The organism is Vibrio sp. V38_P2S17PM301, assembly GCF_009904845.1.
In the GTDB taxonomy this organism is placed as follows: domain Bacteria; phylum Pseudomonadota; class Gammaproteobacteria; order Enterobacterales; family Vibrionaceae; genus Vibrio; species Vibrio proteolyticus.
On the sequence record NZ_WXWO01000031.1, the window covers coordinates 1 to 16,040 of the forward strand.

At 48.4% G+C, this 16,040-nt stretch carries 15 protein-coding genes and 2 tRNA genes; 11 read left to right on the plus strand and 6 right to left on the minus strand.

Annotated features, from left to right (window positions below):
• The first annotated feature begins 455 nt into the window (after positions 1 to 455).
• On the plus strand, positions 456 to 1,874 hold the full coding sequence (locus tag CAG64_RS07195; protein WP_161457334.1) for a DEAD/DEAH box helicase: 1,419 nt from the start codon (positions 456 to 458) through the stop codon (positions 1,872 to 1,874).
• Between the two features lie 22 nt (positions 1,875 to 1,896).
• On the opposite strand, the gene CAG64_RS07200 is transcribed toward CAG64_RS07195, so the two are convergent.
• Both CAG64_RS07200 and CAG64_RS07205 read right to left on the minus strand, forming a co-directional pair.
• On the minus strand, positions 1,897 to 2,085 hold the full coding sequence (locus tag CAG64_RS07200) for a hypothetical protein (RefSeq protein ID WP_202600963.1): 189 nt from the start codon (positions 2,083 to 2,085) through the stop codon (positions 1,897 to 1,899).
• 126 nt (positions 2,086 to 2,211) lie between these two features.
• On the minus strand, positions 2,212 to 3,132 hold the full coding sequence (locus tag CAG64_RS07205) for a DMT family transporter (RefSeq protein ID WP_161457335.1): 921 nt from the start codon (positions 3,130 to 3,132) through the stop codon (positions 2,212 to 2,214).
• Between the two features lie 93 nt (positions 3,133 to 3,225).
• Here CAG64_RS07205 and CAG64_RS07210 point away from each other — a divergent pair, with 93 nt between their 5' ends.
• From CAG64_RS07210 to CAG64_RS07225, 4 genes are all read left to right on the plus strand, one after another.
• Positions 3,226 to 4,128 (plus strand): LysR family transcriptional regulator, encoded by a 903-nt coding sequence (locus CAG64_RS07210; RefSeq protein ID WP_161454608.1) that lies wholly within the window; start codon positions 3,226 to 3,228, stop codon positions 4,126 to 4,128.
• An 84-nt stretch (positions 4,129 to 4,212) separates the two neighbouring features.
• Positions 4,213 to 4,947 (plus strand): AzlC family ABC transporter permease, encoded by a 735-nt coding sequence (locus tag CAG64_RS07215; RefSeq protein ID WP_161454609.1) that lies wholly within the window; start codon positions 4,213 to 4,215, stop codon positions 4,945 to 4,947.
• Positions 4,944 to 5,252 (plus strand): AzlD family protein, encoded by a 309-nt coding sequence (locus tag CAG64_RS07220; RefSeq protein WP_021705144.1) that lies wholly within the window; start codon positions 4,944 to 4,946, stop codon positions 5,250 to 5,252. Before CAG64_RS07215 ends, CAG64_RS07220 begins: the two co-directional genes overlap by 4 nt.
• Before the next feature lie 291 nt (positions 5,253 to 5,543).
• Positions 5,544 to 6,107 carry a porin family protein gene (locus CAG64_RS07225; protein WP_021705143.1) on the plus strand — a complete coding sequence of 188 codons (564 nt, stop codon included), beginning with the start codon at positions 5,544 to 5,546 and terminating at the stop codon, positions 6,105 to 6,107.
• 250 nt (positions 6,108 to 6,357) lie between these two features.
• On the opposite strand, the gene CAG64_RS07230 is transcribed toward CAG64_RS07225, so the two are convergent.
• Positions 6,358 to 6,431 (minus strand) — tRNA-Cys (locus tag CAG64_RS07230).
• A 441-nt stretch (positions 6,432 to 6,872) separates the two neighbouring features.
• Here CAG64_RS07230 and CAG64_RS07235 point away from each other — a divergent pair.
• Complete coding sequence (locus CAG64_RS07235; protein WP_161457336.1) at positions 6,873 to 8,453, plus strand: BCCT family transporter; 1,581 nt, start codon at positions 6,873 to 6,875, stop codon at positions 8,451 to 8,453.
• Positions 8,454 to 8,552: 99 nt separating this feature from the next.
• Here the strand turns inward: CAG64_RS07235 and CAG64_RS07240 are convergent.
• The 3 genes from CAG64_RS07240 to CAG64_RS07250 form a co-directional block, all read right to left on the minus strand.
• Positions 8,553 to 8,626 (minus strand) — tRNA-Cys (locus CAG64_RS07240).
• 148 nt (positions 8,627 to 8,774) lie between these two features.
• The gene (viaA, locus tag CAG64_RS07245) at positions 8,775 to 10,220 is read right to left on the minus strand and encodes an ATPase RavA stimulator ViaA (protein ID WP_161457341.1); all 1,446 of its coding nucleotides are present in this window, start codon (positions 10,218 to 10,220) and stop codon (positions 8,775 to 8,777) included.
• Positions 10,221 to 10,229: 9 nt separating this feature from the next.
• On the minus strand, positions 10,230 to 11,891 hold the full coding sequence (locus CAG64_RS07250; protein WP_021705140.1) for an ATPase RavA domain-containing protein: 1,662 nt from the start codon (positions 11,889 to 11,891) through the stop codon (positions 10,230 to 10,232).
• Positions 11,892 to 12,221: 330 nt separating this feature from the next.
• Between CAG64_RS07250 and CAG64_RS07255 the strand changes: the two genes are divergently transcribed.
• The 5 genes from CAG64_RS07255 (at position 12,222) to CAG64_RS07275 (ending at position 15,894) form a co-directional block, all read left to right on the plus strand.
• The gene (locus CAG64_RS07255; protein ID WP_021705139.1) at positions 12,222 to 12,737 is read left to right on the plus strand and encodes an NUDIX hydrolase; all 516 of its coding nucleotides are present in this window, start codon (positions 12,222 to 12,224) and stop codon (positions 12,735 to 12,737) included.
• 9 nt (positions 12,738 to 12,746) lie between these two features.
• The gene (ltaE, locus tag CAG64_RS07260; protein WP_161457337.1) at positions 12,747 to 13,751 is read left to right on the plus strand and encodes a low-specificity L-threonine aldolase; all 1,005 of its coding nucleotides are present in this window, start codon (positions 12,747 to 12,749) and stop codon (positions 13,749 to 13,751) included.
• A 78-nt stretch (positions 13,752 to 13,829) separates the two neighbouring features.
• Entirely contained in the window at positions 13,830 to 14,138 is a 309-nt protein-coding gene (locus tag CAG64_RS07265; RefSeq protein ID WP_161457338.1) for a c-type cytochrome, read from the plus strand.
• Positions 14,139 to 14,271: 133 nt separating this feature from the next.
• Positions 14,272 to 15,000, plus strand: coding sequence for a class I SAM-dependent methyltransferase (locus CAG64_RS07270; protein WP_161457339.1), 729 nt, complete (start codon positions 14,272 to 14,274; stop codon positions 14,998 to 15,000).
• Between the two features lie 159 nt (positions 15,001 to 15,159).
• On the plus strand, positions 15,160 to 15,894 hold the full coding sequence (locus CAG64_RS07275; protein WP_161457340.1) for a GntR family transcriptional regulator: 735 nt from the start codon (positions 15,160 to 15,162) through the stop codon (positions 15,892 to 15,894).
• Positions 15,895 to 16,040: the final 146 nt, after the last annotated feature.

Below are 16,040 nucleotides of genomic sequence, written 5' to 3' on the forward strand. Positions count from 1 at the left end.
CTATAAAAGTATGAAATCAACACAATATGAGAAAAATCAGGCGCACTAAATCCTTCTTTTACTATGTGTAATCATTTACTTGTCATTTTACTGATAACAACCTGACGTTGATCTAACAGAAACCATCGATTCATTTTGTTACTATCGAGTCCTTTGTCTTCCCCCGCTTCCGCTGGACACCGACAAACAACGCTCACTGCCACATGATCATAAATTGTTACCAGCCCTAACTGATGTGTAACGAAGGTGTGTGTAAGACGTGTGTTAACCTTGTGAGTGTGACGCATAACGAGCGCAATTTTTTAGTCAGAAAGCCCTTTATATTGTCAATAAAACTCAATTATTGGTTGCCGCAGACTCATAAACCCATCAGAATGTCGCACTTTGTCAGTGATCGCTTATCGCGCTCAAGCAACTCGATCGCTGCGTTATATCTTCAACTGAGAATCAAATTTATGGGTTTTACCTCTTTAGGCCTCTCCGCTCCAATCCTTAAAGCCATTCAGGAAAAAGGTTACGACACTCCTTCCCCGATACAAGCTCAAGCCATTCCGGCAGTGATCGAAGGGAAAGACGTCATGGCAGCGGCTCAAACCGGCACCGGTAAAACCGCAGCATTTACACTACCAATTCTTCAGCGTCTGGATAACGGTCAGCGTGTCAAAGGGAATCACGTTCGTGCTTTGATTCTCACGCCAACGCGTGAACTGGCAGCACAGATTCAGGACAACATCGAGACATACAGTCGTCATCTATCTTTAAACTCCACCGTCGTATTCGGCGGTGTGAAAATTAACCCTCAGATGCTACGTCTGCGTAAAGGTGCAGATATTCTGGTGGCGACACCAGGTCGACTGATGGATCTGTACAATCAGAATGCCGTCAAGTTCGACCAACTGGATGTACTGGTTCTCGACGAAGCAGACCGTATGCTAGACATGGGCTTTATCCGCGATATCCGCAAAATTCTCGCGCTATTGCCTGAACAACGTCAGAACCTACTGTTTTCGGCTACCTTCTCCGATGATATTCGTGGGTTGGCGAAAGGGCTGGTCAACAACCCAATTGAAATTTCCGTCACGCCAGCAAACTCCACCGCAAAAACAGTAGAACAGTGTGTGTACCCGGCCGACGCTAAGAAAAAAGCACCGATGCTGGTGAAGCTGATCAAGGACGGAAATTGGCACCAGACGCTGGTGTTCAGCCGCACCAAACGTGGCGCTAACCGCCTGTCGCATTATCTGAACGAACAAGGTATTACCTCAGCCCCGATTCACGGTAACAAGAGCCAGGGCGCCCGTACTAAAGCGCTGTCCGAATTTAAATCCGGCGACATTCGTGTACTGGTCGCTACCGATATCGCAGCGCGCGGTATCGATATTCCGCAACTGCCACAAGTGGTGAACTTTGAACTCCCTAATGTAGCGGAGGATTATGTTCACCGTATCGGCCGGACCGGCCGTGCTGGTGAAGCAGGCAAAGCCATTTCGCTGGTCTGTGCTGCAGAAGCGGATGATTTGTTTGGTATCGAGCGTCTGATACAAACCGTGCTGCCCCGAATCGAGCTTGACGGTTACCAACCAACTAATACGGTTCCGGAATCCAAACTGGATACACGACCAATTAAGCCAAAGAAACCGAAGAAACCTAAAAAGCCAGCAGCGGCACACGCAAATAAGCCGTCGACTAACGAGGGCAACAAAGGTAACCCATCAGCGACACCAAATAAGCGTCGTCGTCGCAAGCCAAATAGCAACGCGTCCGGCAACAACGCCAACGCGACCAAAACAAACGGCAACTCTGGTAAGCCAGCAGGTAAACCCGGTCAGTCACGTCGCAGAGCGGCACCAAAGCCGGCTGTAAAAGCCAATTAAAACGGAAGGTGAGCCACTAGGCTCACCTTTTTTCTTCGTATTTCTTCGTACCCAAGTACAGCCATCCAGTGCCAATCAACATCCTGAGTGTCACTCCGATGCTGTACTCTTCATGCGCATGCTTTGCATAACTGAACTCTTTCATCCGTGCGGAAAACGCACTGATTCCTGCCAAGTGCTGACCGGGGCTGTCGTTGAATTTATCTTCCATGGCATCGGCCTGCGTTGCTCATTTATTGAGAACAGTATAGAAATACCACTGTTCAGCGAATAGAACAAAATGGCTCAGTGGGTTTGAAAAAACGTCGCCGGATGAGTTTCCCCATCCGGCGCTGGTTCAATTGGTCTGTGGCGTCCGGCGCAACATCGCAAGACGAGGCAGTAATAATCCCGCAATTACGACCGCAATCCCGACTAATTGAAGCTCTGTAACAGATTGCCCCATCAAAAATGCTGTCAATACAGCAAACACGGGGACAAAGTTAAAGAACAGAGACGCATTCGACGAACCTAAATGACGCACACCATTGAGCCACAATAGATACCCCGCCACAGTGCCGAACACACCAATATAGACCACCTCCGTTGTTTCTAACCAAGAACTGTTCCACAGCTCTGAAAAAGGATGTACTCCAGGCGTAACCACACACATCAGGCCAATTACGGCGGCGCCACTCAGCATGCCTAAGAAAGTGTATGGAATCACTGGCAACCAGCGGCTGATCCCCTGGCTGCAATAGGTATAGAAGCTCCAGGCCAGCATACCGGAGAACACCAGTTTGTCACCGTGGTTAAACTTCATGTTCACTAACGCTTCCAAATGACCGTTCGTGATCACAAGAAGTACGCCGGTAAGGCTGACGATCAGGCTGAAACATTGTGCCGCCGTCGGGAGTTTTCTGAGCATCAGGCAGGCGATCAACGATGTCATCAGCGGGCTCAACGCCATAATCAACGAACCGTTCGTCGCCTCGGTATATTGCAGACCAGTGAAAAGCCCCAGATTCAGCCCGCCGACGCCGACAGCACTGACCGCAATCACCCATGACCACTGGCCGATACTCAAGTCTGGTAACCGACTGCGAGAGGCTTTCAGATACACCGCCAAACAGGCCGCCGCGATCACAAATCGCCAGAAAACCAGCGTCAGCGCATGCACCTCATTCAGAGCATGTTTGCCAATGGGAAAGCAACTGCCCCAAAAGAAGGTGCAGATGATCAGCAAGATGACCGCTTTAATGGAAGAAGAAGAATTCATAGTCACTCCAGATGACTTGTAAAAGAATGTTTCATAGTGTATTGATTTCAAAATATGGATAAATAAGCATTATTAAGACGGTAAATACCAAAAATGAAACCTAGCTACTCTTTCGACGATTTGCGCTTTTTCTGCACAGTAGCGCGTTTGGGCAGTTTCAAAGAAGCCGCACAGGAGCTGGACATGCCATTGTCCACGTTGAGCCGGCGCATCCGTCAATTAGAAGAAGATTTACAACTCAGGTTGCTGAACCGCGACGCGCACCGAGTTTCGCTGACACATACTGGTGAACAGTACTTCCAGCGCTCCAATGCGCTGTTCGACGAACTGGGGGATATCAGCGAAGATCTGCACAAAGAGAAGCACCAGCCCAAAGGTAAAATCCGGATCAGCGCGCCGATTAACGCCGGTTCCCAGTTTCTTCGCGCTGTGTTCTATGATTTTCTGCTTACGCACCCGGATATACAGTTGGATCTACGCTTTTCAAATACGCTGATTGACATTGAAGCTGAGGGAATGGATGTGGTGTTTCGTGTCGGTAACCCAGTCGTGGATTACTGGATCGCACGCCCGCTGAAAGACATCCACTTTATTTTGTGTACCCGGCCAGACAGCTGCACGGACACCATTTTGCAACCCACTGACTTATGTGGACATCCTGTTATCGTTTGTCATCCGATGTCGGTCTGGCAACTGGTGAACCAACAAACAGGACAAGAGTTTGATTACCAGCCGCAAAAAGATATTCGCCTGGAAGTGGATGAAATTAAGATGCTTACGCACGGCGTAAAAACGGGTCTGGGAATCGGATACATTCCGGATTACTTTGCCAAACCCATGATAGACAGTGGTGAGCTAAAACGCGTATTGCCAGACTGGCACAGCAAAGCAAGGACGCTGTTTCTACTCTACCGGGACAGGGATAACCTGCCACTTCGTGTTCGCTTATTTATTGAATTCGTTATTGCACGTTTTGAAAAGACACCCATTTCGTGATAATGATAGCCTTTACATAATGATAACATTCATATTCTGACCCTAAATGTTTCTTCATCGGGGTTACTGGCTAGGAAAAAAATTATGCACAGTCATGCTCAAAACGCTGCGTTGCCAGACGACAGATTGCACGAATTTACGCGCAAAGATGTCTGGAACGGCTTTACTCATTTAGTGCCTTTATCCTTTTTTGTCGTCATTTTCGGTATTGCTTTTGGTGTGGCGGCCGTCCAAACCGGATTGGATCCTTTTTCCATTGTTTTAATGAGTACGCTGGTATTTGCGGGGGCCTCCCAATTCGCCACGCTCGATATGTGGGGCGCACAGGTACCACTGATTCCGGTATTGATTACGGTTTTTGCCATCAATGCCCGGCACCTGCTCATGGGCGCAACACTTTACCCCTGGCTTCGTCAGCTCTCTCCGATGAAGCGCTACGGCGTTATGTTGTTCGCGTCTGACGCAAACTGGGCGCTCTCAATGAATGCATTTGGCCGCAAAGAACCCGGATTGGGCCTTCTACTCGGGGGCGGCATCGCCCTGTGGTCTTTTTGGATCGTTGGAACCTGGCTGGGGTTTTATTTCGGTAACGCCATTCAAGATCCCGTCAGTCTGGGACTGGATATGGTTATGGGGTGCTTCCTGCTGTCTATGGTGGCTATCGGGCCTAAGAACCTGCGCATTTTTGTTATCTGGGCAGTGGCGGCTGGCTCTTCCCTGTTTGCCTACTGGTATCTGCCAGAAAACACACACGTCGTCGTGGGAGCACTAGCCGGAGGCACATTAGGCGCCTTCTGGACGGAGAAAAAGAAAGTATGAATATTGAAACCAGTTTTCACGGTACTTTATTGATCATCCTCGCGATGGCGGTAGTCACGTTGATCACCCGTTGGGGTGGCGTGTTCGTGATGTCATTTATTCCTATCGGTTACCGCGTACAACAATTTATCACCGCAATGTCCGGCTCTGTTCTGGTGGCCCTACTCGCCCCGTTAGCAGTGGAAGGCGACGCTGGCGCCAGATTAGCGCTGCTGTCGACGGCTGTCGTGATGCTGCTGTTCAAAAAGCCGCTGCCTGCCATTGCGGCCGGTATTCTTGCGGCAGCCCTTACTCGCGCTATATAACTCTCAGGAAGCAGAGCTTTCATCGGCTTTGCTTCCTTTGTCTTCACTATGAAAGATTTGCACCCGCCCAGAAGAATTTACACACACGCCCAAAATACCACGCCTTCCCCTTCAACTTAAGATTCACCCAAGCATGTCGCTCTGCTGACAACGTACCTGACCCGCTAAAATAAACCTGACAATTATCAGAATATTTTCAATTAGTTAACCTGAGCTTCAAGTAAAAAAGTTGGCATTGTTTTTGACTTATACATAGTGAATTTCAACAACCAAGTAACTCAGGAGAACACAATGAAAAGTACTATTCTCACTCTGACCGGCCTGCTTTCTTTAGCCACTTTCAGCACGCTGTCTTATGCGGCCGATTCAAATGACAATGGAGTATACGTGGGTGCCAACTACGGCTATTTAAAAGTTGATGGTCAAGACGATTTCGACGATGAAAACGACGTAATGCAAGGGCTGGTTGGTTATCGATTTAACCAGTATCTGGCGGTCGAAGGGGGTTATATCAACTTTGGTAAGTACGGAAGCAGCGTGGCCAATGCTAAAACCGATGGTTACACCGCCGGTTTGAAAGTCACCGCTCCAGTGATGGATCGAGTTGATGTTTACGCTAAAGGGGGCCAGTTGTGGTACACCACCGATTATGACGTCGCCGGATTGTCTGGTAGCGAAGATGATCAGGGCGTATTCGCGGGGGCTGGTGTCGGATTCAAAGTGACTAATAACCTTCTGGTCAACGTCGAATACACCTGGTATGACGTTGAGCTCAACGCAAAAGATGTCGCCAATGGCGCAGACACGGAAACCGACTTAAAACAAGCGAGTCTGGGTGTTGAGTACCGTTTCTAATCAGTGGTCAAACGGAGTGCGGAGCCATCGGGCTTCGCACATCTCTTCACTCGCTTTTCTCGCCCCAAATGCCTCCAACACAGCTTACCAAAACATTCACTTCTTTCTGGCATGCAACTAAAACGTGACATCGTAACTGAAAGCTAAGATATTGAAATAACATGGATGATAGTGAGCATATGGCTTTGGTAAACGAGGCAGGAGCAATTACTCGAGGGGGAGAAGCAGCGAGAAACAGTATTGTGTGAAATGGAGGCGCGTCCCGGAGTCGAACCGAGGTCCACGGATTTGCAATCCGCTGCATAGCCACTCTGCCAACGCGCCTTTTTGTTTGAGTCGATGTGGATTACGAGCGAAACGTACCGACCATCAACTTCAGAACGAAGCGTACTCTACCGGATATCCTGAGCCAGTCAACCAAAGAATGTATTCAGCTTGTCTGAATGAACAAAATTCCGCCGCTCGCACAGACTACCTGGCTTCTGGCTTCTGGCTTTTGGGCCTGCCAGTTATTCAGCACAACTCAAAACCAAATAAATGTTTAGTGCACATATCATTAGACCATCTCAATCGAATACCAACTGCCTGACAAGCACGTCCAAATCGGGCAAAAACTTGGCCACATTTGATTTTATCTTAATATTTCTGCTAATATACGCCCCTCACAAACACTTCGAACTCTAAATAACGAACAACTATTCGATGTGTTCCGGTGCATTAGGATGAAAAAATGCATCGACGACAAAACATTTTTGAGACTTTTTTATGGAAGACGCTTTAAAAAAATACAGTATTGATACAACTGACTATCAGGTAGGTCAGGATAACATTCAGAAGTGGGGATTCGATGTTCATAACCCCGTCTTCGGGATCAGCGCAGGACTTATTATTTTATTTCTCGCTTCTCTGCTGCTGGTTGATCCGATCACCGCACGCGACGCACTGAACACATTGAAAAACGGAATCATTGAAGACTTTGATGCGTTCTTTATGTGGACCACCAACTTCTTTTTGTTCTTCACATTGGCATTAATGTGTTCACCATTCGGCAAGATTCGTATTGGTGGTAAAGACGCGACACCGGATCATTCACGCGTTTCTTGGCTGGCAATGCTGTTTGCCGCAGGTATGGGTATCGGCTTGCTCTTTTGGAGTGTTGCGGAACCTACAGCGTATTACACCGATTGGTGGGGTACGCCAATGAATGTTGCTGCTAATACACCAGAAGCCAAATCGCTGGCAATGGGCGCCACCATGTTTCACTGGGGTATTCACGGCTGGGCGATTTACGCCATCGTAGCTCTGGCATTGGCTTTCTTTGCTTTCAATAAAGGGTTGCCTTTGTCCATCCGTAGTGTCTTTTACCCGGTATTCGGTGACCGCGCCTGGGGCTGGTTGGGCCACGTAATCGATATTATGGCGGTACTGGCTACCTTGTTTGGTTTAGCGACATCGCTTGGTCTCGGTGCTCAACAAGCCACCAGCGGCATCAATTATATTTTTGGTACCGATGGCGGCATTGGTATGCAGCTTGGCGTGATCGTCTTTGTCACTTTCATTGCGATTATCTCGGTGATCCGCGGTATCGACGGTGGTGTAAAGGTACTGAGTAACATCAATATGGCATTCGCGTTTGCGCTGCTGATTTTTATTGTCTGTGTGAGTTATGACATCGCATTGGAGTCTATTCCTGCGACCTTTATGGCGTACGCAGAAAACATCATTGGTTTGAGTAACCCTCATGGCCGTGAAGATGAAGTATGGATGCACGGCTGGACGGTGTTTTACTGGGCCTGGTGGATTTCATGGTCGCCATTCGTCGGTATGTTTATCGCGCGTGTTTCCCGCGGCCGTACCGTACGTGAATTTTTGTTTGCTGTTGTCTTTATCCCGACTCTGCTGACGCTGATCTGGATGGCTGTGTTTGGTGGTATAGCTCTGGATCAGGTGGCCAACAAAGTGGGTGAACTGGGAACGAATGGTTTGACAGATATTTCGCTAACGTTGTTCCACGTGTATGAGCAGCTGCCGTTTGGTAGCGCAATCTCCATCATCTCGATTGTCCTGATCCTCATCTTCTTTATTACGTCGTCGGATTCAGGATCGCTGGTGATCGACAGTATCACGGCTGGCGGCAAAGTTGACGCACCTATCCCTCAACGTATCTTCTGGGCAAGTGTCGAAGGTGCCATCGCAGCCGTCATGCTTTGGATTGGTGGTAAAGAAGCCCTTCAGGCCCTGCAGTCTGGTGTGGTGGCAACCGCCCTACCATTCAGCTTTGTATTGCTGTTGATGTGTGTGAGCCTGATTAAGGGATTGAAAACAGAGCAAGCCCTGTATTCATAATACTTAGCGCAAAGAATAGAAGGGTCAGCACTCGCTGGCCTTTTTTGTGCCCGAATTCCAGACACAAAAAAACCAGCTTTAAGCTGGTCATTTGTAAAATGGAGGCGCGTCCCGGAGTCGAACCGAGGTCCACGGATTTGCAATCCGCTGCATAGCCACTCTGCCAACGCGCCTTTTTTATCAACGCTTTAGTTACCCACCGCTGCGTTCGCTGCATACTTTACGGATTGAGGCGAGAGAGTCAAACAAAATTCTGTAATTTCATTCTGTTTGCCGGTTTTTAACTCATTTTGCACAACTATCGTTCCAACTTACGGTTTTCTACCATTTTTTCATCAGTCGCCCAACGAGACTCGGATGGTATGCCCAGCAGTGATCAAACATCGACATTAATTCAGGGTTACCATATTTGGACAAACTGACCGCATGAAAACGGTTTTTCTTCGCCTTCAATTGCGCCACGGTATCAAGCACTTCGTCCGTCTGTTTCGGTGCAATAAAGTCGGACAACACCACCAAATCGGCGTTTCTGTACTTTTCGCTTTGCATGAGTTGTATGCACTTAACGATTACGGGCTCAAAGTCCGTTCCGCCATGAAAGCTGTAACTGAGAAAATCAGCGGCTTCACGCAATCCATCCGGACGTGTCAATTCATAGGTGATCTGCTCGGTAGAAAATAAAATCACAAAGCAATCACGATCTTCGGCCAACGCAATTTGCATCAAGGCATACGCCATCGCTTTAGCGCACTGCTCCGGAAAACCACTCATTGAACCGGAAGCATCAACACACAAGATGAATGGCCCCTTTTCAACATCCACTTGCTTGTTGTCCGGACGATGCGCTCTGATTTTACGTAGTGTGCGGCTTTTCCCCTGCATGCGGTAATTCATCAGGCGTTTATCCACCAAATGTTTATAAAACACCACTTCCAGTTCAGGGTATGCGAGAAACATGGTTTCGTTTGGCAGCAGTTTGTTCAGATCGTCGCTTTCATGAACACCAACGATGTCATCGGTAGCTTCATCGGATTTTTCTTCGACCATTTGCAACTCTTCGGCTGGCGCCCGGTTGAGATCCGGATCATCGACCTGACCCGCCATCCGGCCCAGTTGTTCCGCAATCTCCTGCAACCCTTTATTCTTTTTGAGAAACTCGGCATAACGTTTCATGACACCAAGGTCCGTTTTGCTCAGTTTCGCAGCGGCCATATCCCAAAGCCGGCCAACGCTGCCCTCATCCCCCACTTCCGCCACTTTATCCATGTTCTTCATGGTTTCCATGCGTTGATAGAGATCTTTAAGCAGCTTTTCTTTGTTCGCCTCTAATTCTGAAAGCTGAGCCTGCTGAATGGCTTCTGACAAGGTTTTATACCATTGATCACAGAAGTAATGCGGAAACATGGGGTTGTGCACCCCTTTGTTTTTTTCCAGTAAACGACGAGCCGGTAAGTAGAATGCCGAATGCCATTCAAGCTGCTTGACCACATCGTTGATCTTGTCGAAAAATTCCTCTTCGTCCCAGTGAATGACTTCCTGGTACAGCCCCAGCTCTTGTTGAAAGCGTTCGGTCTCACACACCTTTGTGATGCGTTTCTTTACACTGCCGCGCCATTTAAGCAAATGATTTTTCACCGAGGCACGCACACCGCGGTTTTCTGTCATCATAATCACCTGAGAGCGCCCCATCAGATCGTTCACGGCGGTATCGATAATACCGGAATCCGCAATCATCAACGCTAAGTTAAGGCCATCAGCACCCAGCATCATTCACTCCTATGAGAAGAACTGATTGAGGTTTTTGAAACGGAAAACTGTACGCTCGCATTCTGTCTGCGTGCTCTCCAATTGTTGCTGTAAGCTCTGCAGACTGCTTTCCATAATTCTTGGCAGCTCAGGATCAACAAAGTTGTGTGGCAAAGCACCATGAAAATCGGATCGGACTTTGCGCAAATGGTGCTCCGCCTGCGTCAGTTGAGCCACCGATTGTTCCGCTTTAGTCAACCACTCCTGATACACGCTCTCGTCCAATCCCTTTTGAGTCACGACAGCGACCAGTACAGCACGATTAGCGATATCTTTGATCACCAAGTTGTTGGATGCATCGACGTCAAAACGCAGTCGACATAAATTGGTGTTCTGGTTGACGTACCCGTACACATCTCCGTGTCCTTCTTTAATCACCCGCTCCAGTTCGTTCTTCGGCACATATACCCAGCGACTGTCGCCTTTCTCAGACTCAGAGACCGACATATTGCTCTGCAAAAGCACCAGTTTCACCAAATCAAACGCACTGCCGACTTTGTATGATTTCGCACCCGAAATGTCGTAGTGGTTAATTTGCTTTTTCAGAATCCCGGTCGTCGATTCGGTAGATAACGTAATCGCAAACTCAGACTCAAGCGCATCCTGAATCTCTTGTAACTCTTCACGGCAGAGCGTGATCTGATGCTCTACGTCCTGTTGATCAAAGGCATGCTTAAGCGCAAACTCGCGAACCACACCTCGCACCACTTCCCGAGACTCCGGGCTATTCCATAAACAGTCCTGTAATAACAATAGATCAAGTGGATTGATCGCATCGCGGCCGTTAAAGAACGCACTGGCTTTGAGCAGCCGCACGGATTTCTTCCAGCGGCGGTCAGACACGTACATATCAGTGTCTGCTGCATTCACACCCTGGCTCTCTACGGTCTGCTCCAGTAACGTTTTGAGCTGGAACAGCTTTTCAAACACATTGTCGGTCAGGAGCAGTTTGTCCAGTTGGGTCTGCCACTCGTGATACTCCTGATCAGTGATCGCCAGACCATCCGGGATTTTCGCTTCCTGTGGGGTGCCTACCGTCAACATCGACTTGAAGTTTTGCTTGTTCTGAATACGGTTAACAAAAATTCGTACCAGCATACGGTCGTACAGAGCTTCGAGTCCGCTATCTTCATCCGGCAGTTCATTCGAGGCTGACACCAACAGGCGCATCGGTACCCGTTCAATATCACTGCCGTTTTTAAAGGTTTTCTCATTCACGACAGTGAGCAAAGTGTTAAGAATTGCCGGACCGGCTTTCCAGATTTCATCCAAAAACACCACCTGCGCAGTCGGCAGATAACCGTCCGTCAATCTCAAATAACGGCCATTGTCTTTTAACTCTTGTATGCTCAACGGGCCAAACACTTCCTCAGGAGTCGAGAAACGAGTCATCAGGTATTCAAAGTAAGACGAATGATCAAACGCCTGAATCAAACGTTTGGCAATCAAACTTTTGGCAATGCCCGGAGGGCCAAGAAGGAAAACACTTTCGCCTGCCAAGGCAGCAAGCAAACATAATTTGATGGTGTCTTCTCGCTCATACACCCCATCGGAGAGGGCCTGAGCCAGTTTGTTAATTCGTTCCGAGAGCAGTGCTTTCTGCGCGTGGGATGCATGTGAAGGGCTAATCATTGCAGGGTTCCCCCGGAATATTTCTGCAGGTCAATTCGTCTACTTTTATACATTTGTTATCACTTTGTTACAAGTGCATTTTCCGTTGAACAGGCTCTTATATCAGAACCGTCACTTTGCATTTCATGTGCAAACTTTGATTTCATATTTGGCAATCCTGCCTGCCGCCTATCTTTACCAACGGCCAGTGGATTTCGTCTATAAATCAATCACTCGCGTCGGATAACCCTAGAAAGTCATACGTCAGTGTACCAGCTTAATCTTTCTTTATGTGATCTTAATCGTTAAGGTAGTGAAACCTACACTTTTATCACTGGCTGAAAAGGTTACATGAGCAAGATCATTCACACATGGAAGCGTATCTCGCTGATTGAACAAGATATTGAACTGCCTTCTGGTACGACCGTCACCCACACCACCATTCACCATCCCGGTGCAGCAGTGATTCTGCCTGTCGACGACAACGGCGATATCATCGTGATCCGCCAGTTTCGTCCTTCACTCAACAAATGGTTGATAGAACTGCCCGCCGGTACTGTGGAAACGGGTGAAAACGCACTGACCTGCGCGCAACGTGAACTGGAAGAAGAGACTGGCTTTAGCGCCGCTGAGTATCAATCGCTCGGACAACTCACGCCTATGGCTGGTTTCTGTGACGAAATCCAACATCTTTTTATTGCGCGTACGCTTAAGAAAACGCAGCGTTATCAATGTGATGAAGATGAAGAAATTGAAGTAGAAGCGCTTCCACTCAGCACACTGGAGCACTATATTGTTGACGGTACAATTACCGATGCCAAAACCATCGCCAGCCTCTACAAAGCGCGTCTGGGTGGCTACATTTAGGAGAAGAATATGGACTTTAGATCAGATACGGTCACTCAACCGACCCCGGCAATGCGTGAAGCCATGGCCCATGCTGTGGTTGGCGATGACGTTTATGGTGATGACCCAAACGTCAACGAGCTTGAGCAATGGGCAGCCCATCGCCATGGATTTGAAGCCGCGCTGTTCACAACATCCGGTACACAAGCGAACCTGCTCGGATTGATGGCGCATTGCGAACGTGGTGACGAATATCTATGTGGCCAGCAAGCCCACAACTACAAGTACGAAGCCGGTGGCGCCGCAGTATTGGGCTCGATCCAGCCCCAACCAGTGGAAAATAACCCAGATGGCACCATCGACATTGCAAAACTGAAAGCCGCCATCAAGCCAGACGATTGCCACTTTGCCCGCACTCGCCTACTGAGTCTTGAAAATACCATCAACGGGAAAGTCCTGCCGCTCAGCTATCTCGCTCAGGCACGAGAATTTGTCGATCAGCATCAACTTGCCCTGCATCTGGATGGTGCCCGTGTATACAATGCCGCAGTGGCACTGGACGTAGACGTAAAAGAGATCGCCCAATACTTCGATTCGATGACAATCTGCCTTTCCAAAGGTCTGAGCGCACCCATCGGATCTCTGTTGCTTGGGTCTGCCGCTTACATCGCCAAAGCTCGCCGCTTGCGTAAGATGGTTGGCGGTGGCATGCGCCAGGCCGGTATTCTCGCGGCGGCTGGTAAACTCGCTCTGACTGAGCAGGTTGCACAGTTGCAAACGGACCACTCCAACGCAAAAAAGCTTGCGCACGGTCTGGCGGCGCTACCTGGCTTTGACGTGAACCCACAGTTCGTACAAACCAACATTGTTTTTGCCAAACTGGATGAGCAGATCGATATCGCCGCCATCGCGACAAAACTCAAAGCTGATGGCATCACCATTACTCCCGGTAACCCGATACGTTTCGTGACTCACAAGGATGTTTCGTCAGCCGACATTGACACCTTACTGAGCAAACTCAACGACTGTCTGTAACGGTTAAACAAAAAGATTGAGCTTCCCTCTAGGGGAAGCTTTACTCTTTATCAAAACCGACATGAGAGGCTGGTATCGATGAACTTCACTGCTGTACTTTATTCACTAGTGCTGACTTCGACGCTCGCTCACGCTGGCGGCGACCCACAATTGGGGCAGCTCAAAGCGCCGAGTTGTGTGTTCTGCCATGGCCAAAACGGTATTGCTGACAACCCAGCCTACCCGCATCTCCAGGGACAAAACGAGCAGTACCTCTATCAAGCCATGAAAGCCTACCAAGATGGTCAGCGCATTGGCCCAATGGCGCAAATGATGCGTGATCAACTCCGTCAGCTCAATGACGAGGATCTCAGAGATGTCGCTGCGTTTTTTGCAGCTCAGGAATAAGCATCGTGGATATGCAAATTGGTTTTCAATTTGCGTGTGCTGCCATCTTGCTTCCGTAACCTATTGATCAATAAAGCGCTAAAAACTGGCTTGAATTTTGAACCGTACTCTTCATAGCCATGGAGGTGCGACAATGACAATCAGTGTAAGAAAACTGGCAGCTTCACAGACAGAAGCGTTTGATGTTGAGTACATCAGCAATGAGATGTTCGAACTGGTCGCCAAACCAATCGTCGAACGTTATTCCAACGATAGACCTTTCAACCTGTTAGACGTTGGTGGTGGCAACGGGATTTACGCAGACAAAGTACTGGAGCATTTTCCTGCTGCTAATGTCACCGTCATTGAACCAGAGCAAACCCTGTTAGACAAAAACCGTCCCCACCCCAGAAAATCATTGCTGGCCTGTACTTTTCAGCAAGCCAGCCAACAGAATCAGCAAGATATCATTCAGTTTAACTGGGTCTTACATCACTTTGTCTCCAACAGCTACGAACTTACGCTGCAAGCGCAGCGCGCCGCGCTCACGGAAGCTTATCAGAATCTTAAACCGGGCGGCATGGTGTTCATCTTTGAGAACTTTTATGAAGGTTTGTGGGTGAGTGATATGCCTGGTCAGGTTATTTACCGTTTAACCGCATCGGACTCTCTCAAATCAGTCGTTGCCAGAATGGGAGCCAATACCGCAGGTGTTGGGGTCTGTTTTCACTCGGAGAGTGTCTGGAAATCAATGCTCAGAGAGGCGGGCTTTCAAGAAATGTACGTCACCCACTGTTACGAATTTGGCAACCTTAGCCCAGTGAAGAAAGCCTGTCTGGGCCTGAAATCACAACAAGTGGGTTTTCTGGTTGCAGTGAAATAGCATCGATATTTTCTCCGACTGAAAACTAATTTGGGTGTGACTGGATTCACGTAACGTTTAGATAACTTGCTGTTCTCGGGGCAATAGTAGCCATATGTATACAAACTGAAGTATTATTGTTTCATTATGTAATGTTAACAATGAGGGTTCGTTACACCCATGGCCAACCTGAAAGACTCTGTATCCAGAAATATAAAAACCAAAGTGGTGGGTCAGACTCAGGACGACGTCGTCTACTGCCACATATTTGATGCCATACTTGAGCAACGTTTGCCGCCTGCGACCAAGCTCAACGAAGAAGCGTTAGCCGAAATTTTCAGCGTCAGCCGCACCATTATCCGCCGCGCCCTGCTGCGACTCTCCATGGAACAGGTTGTCAGCATCCGCCCGAACCGCGGAGCAATGGTGGCTGCACCAAGTAAGGAAGAAGCCAAGCAGATCATCAAAGCCCGGGAAGTGATGGAGCTGGCGATCATCGAACTTGCCGTGGAAAATGCTACCTCAGGCAAAGTTGAAGAGTGTCGCCGTTTGGTGGAAAAAGAAAACCAGGCGTTCGCTAAAGGCGATTATGGACGCGGGTTACGCCTTTCCGGTGAATTTCATATTCGTCTGGCGGAGATGGCGGACAATGCGCCCCTGTTGGCATTTCAGCGCAGTCTGGTATCTCAGACATCACTTCTGATAGCCCAATACGAAGCCGGTAATCACTCGAATTGTTCTCAGGACGAGCATACCAATTTGCTGGACGCCATAGAGTCTGGCGACCGCGATCTCGCCATTGAGCTCATGCAAGAGCATTTAGATCACATTCGTTCAAAGCTCAATCTTGACAGCAATTCTGCGTCCAGCGATCTGCATGTGGTGTTTTCAGATTTTCTGAAGCGCAAAGCATAAACCAGTCTCCCATCTCATAGCCCGAAATTCTTCGGGCTTTTTTGTACCTATCACTCTTTGTATACAATAATTGCATACAAGATTAAATTTTTTAACAACCTACAAAGTCAGCCTAAAGATCAAACATAATCCAATAATTACATATG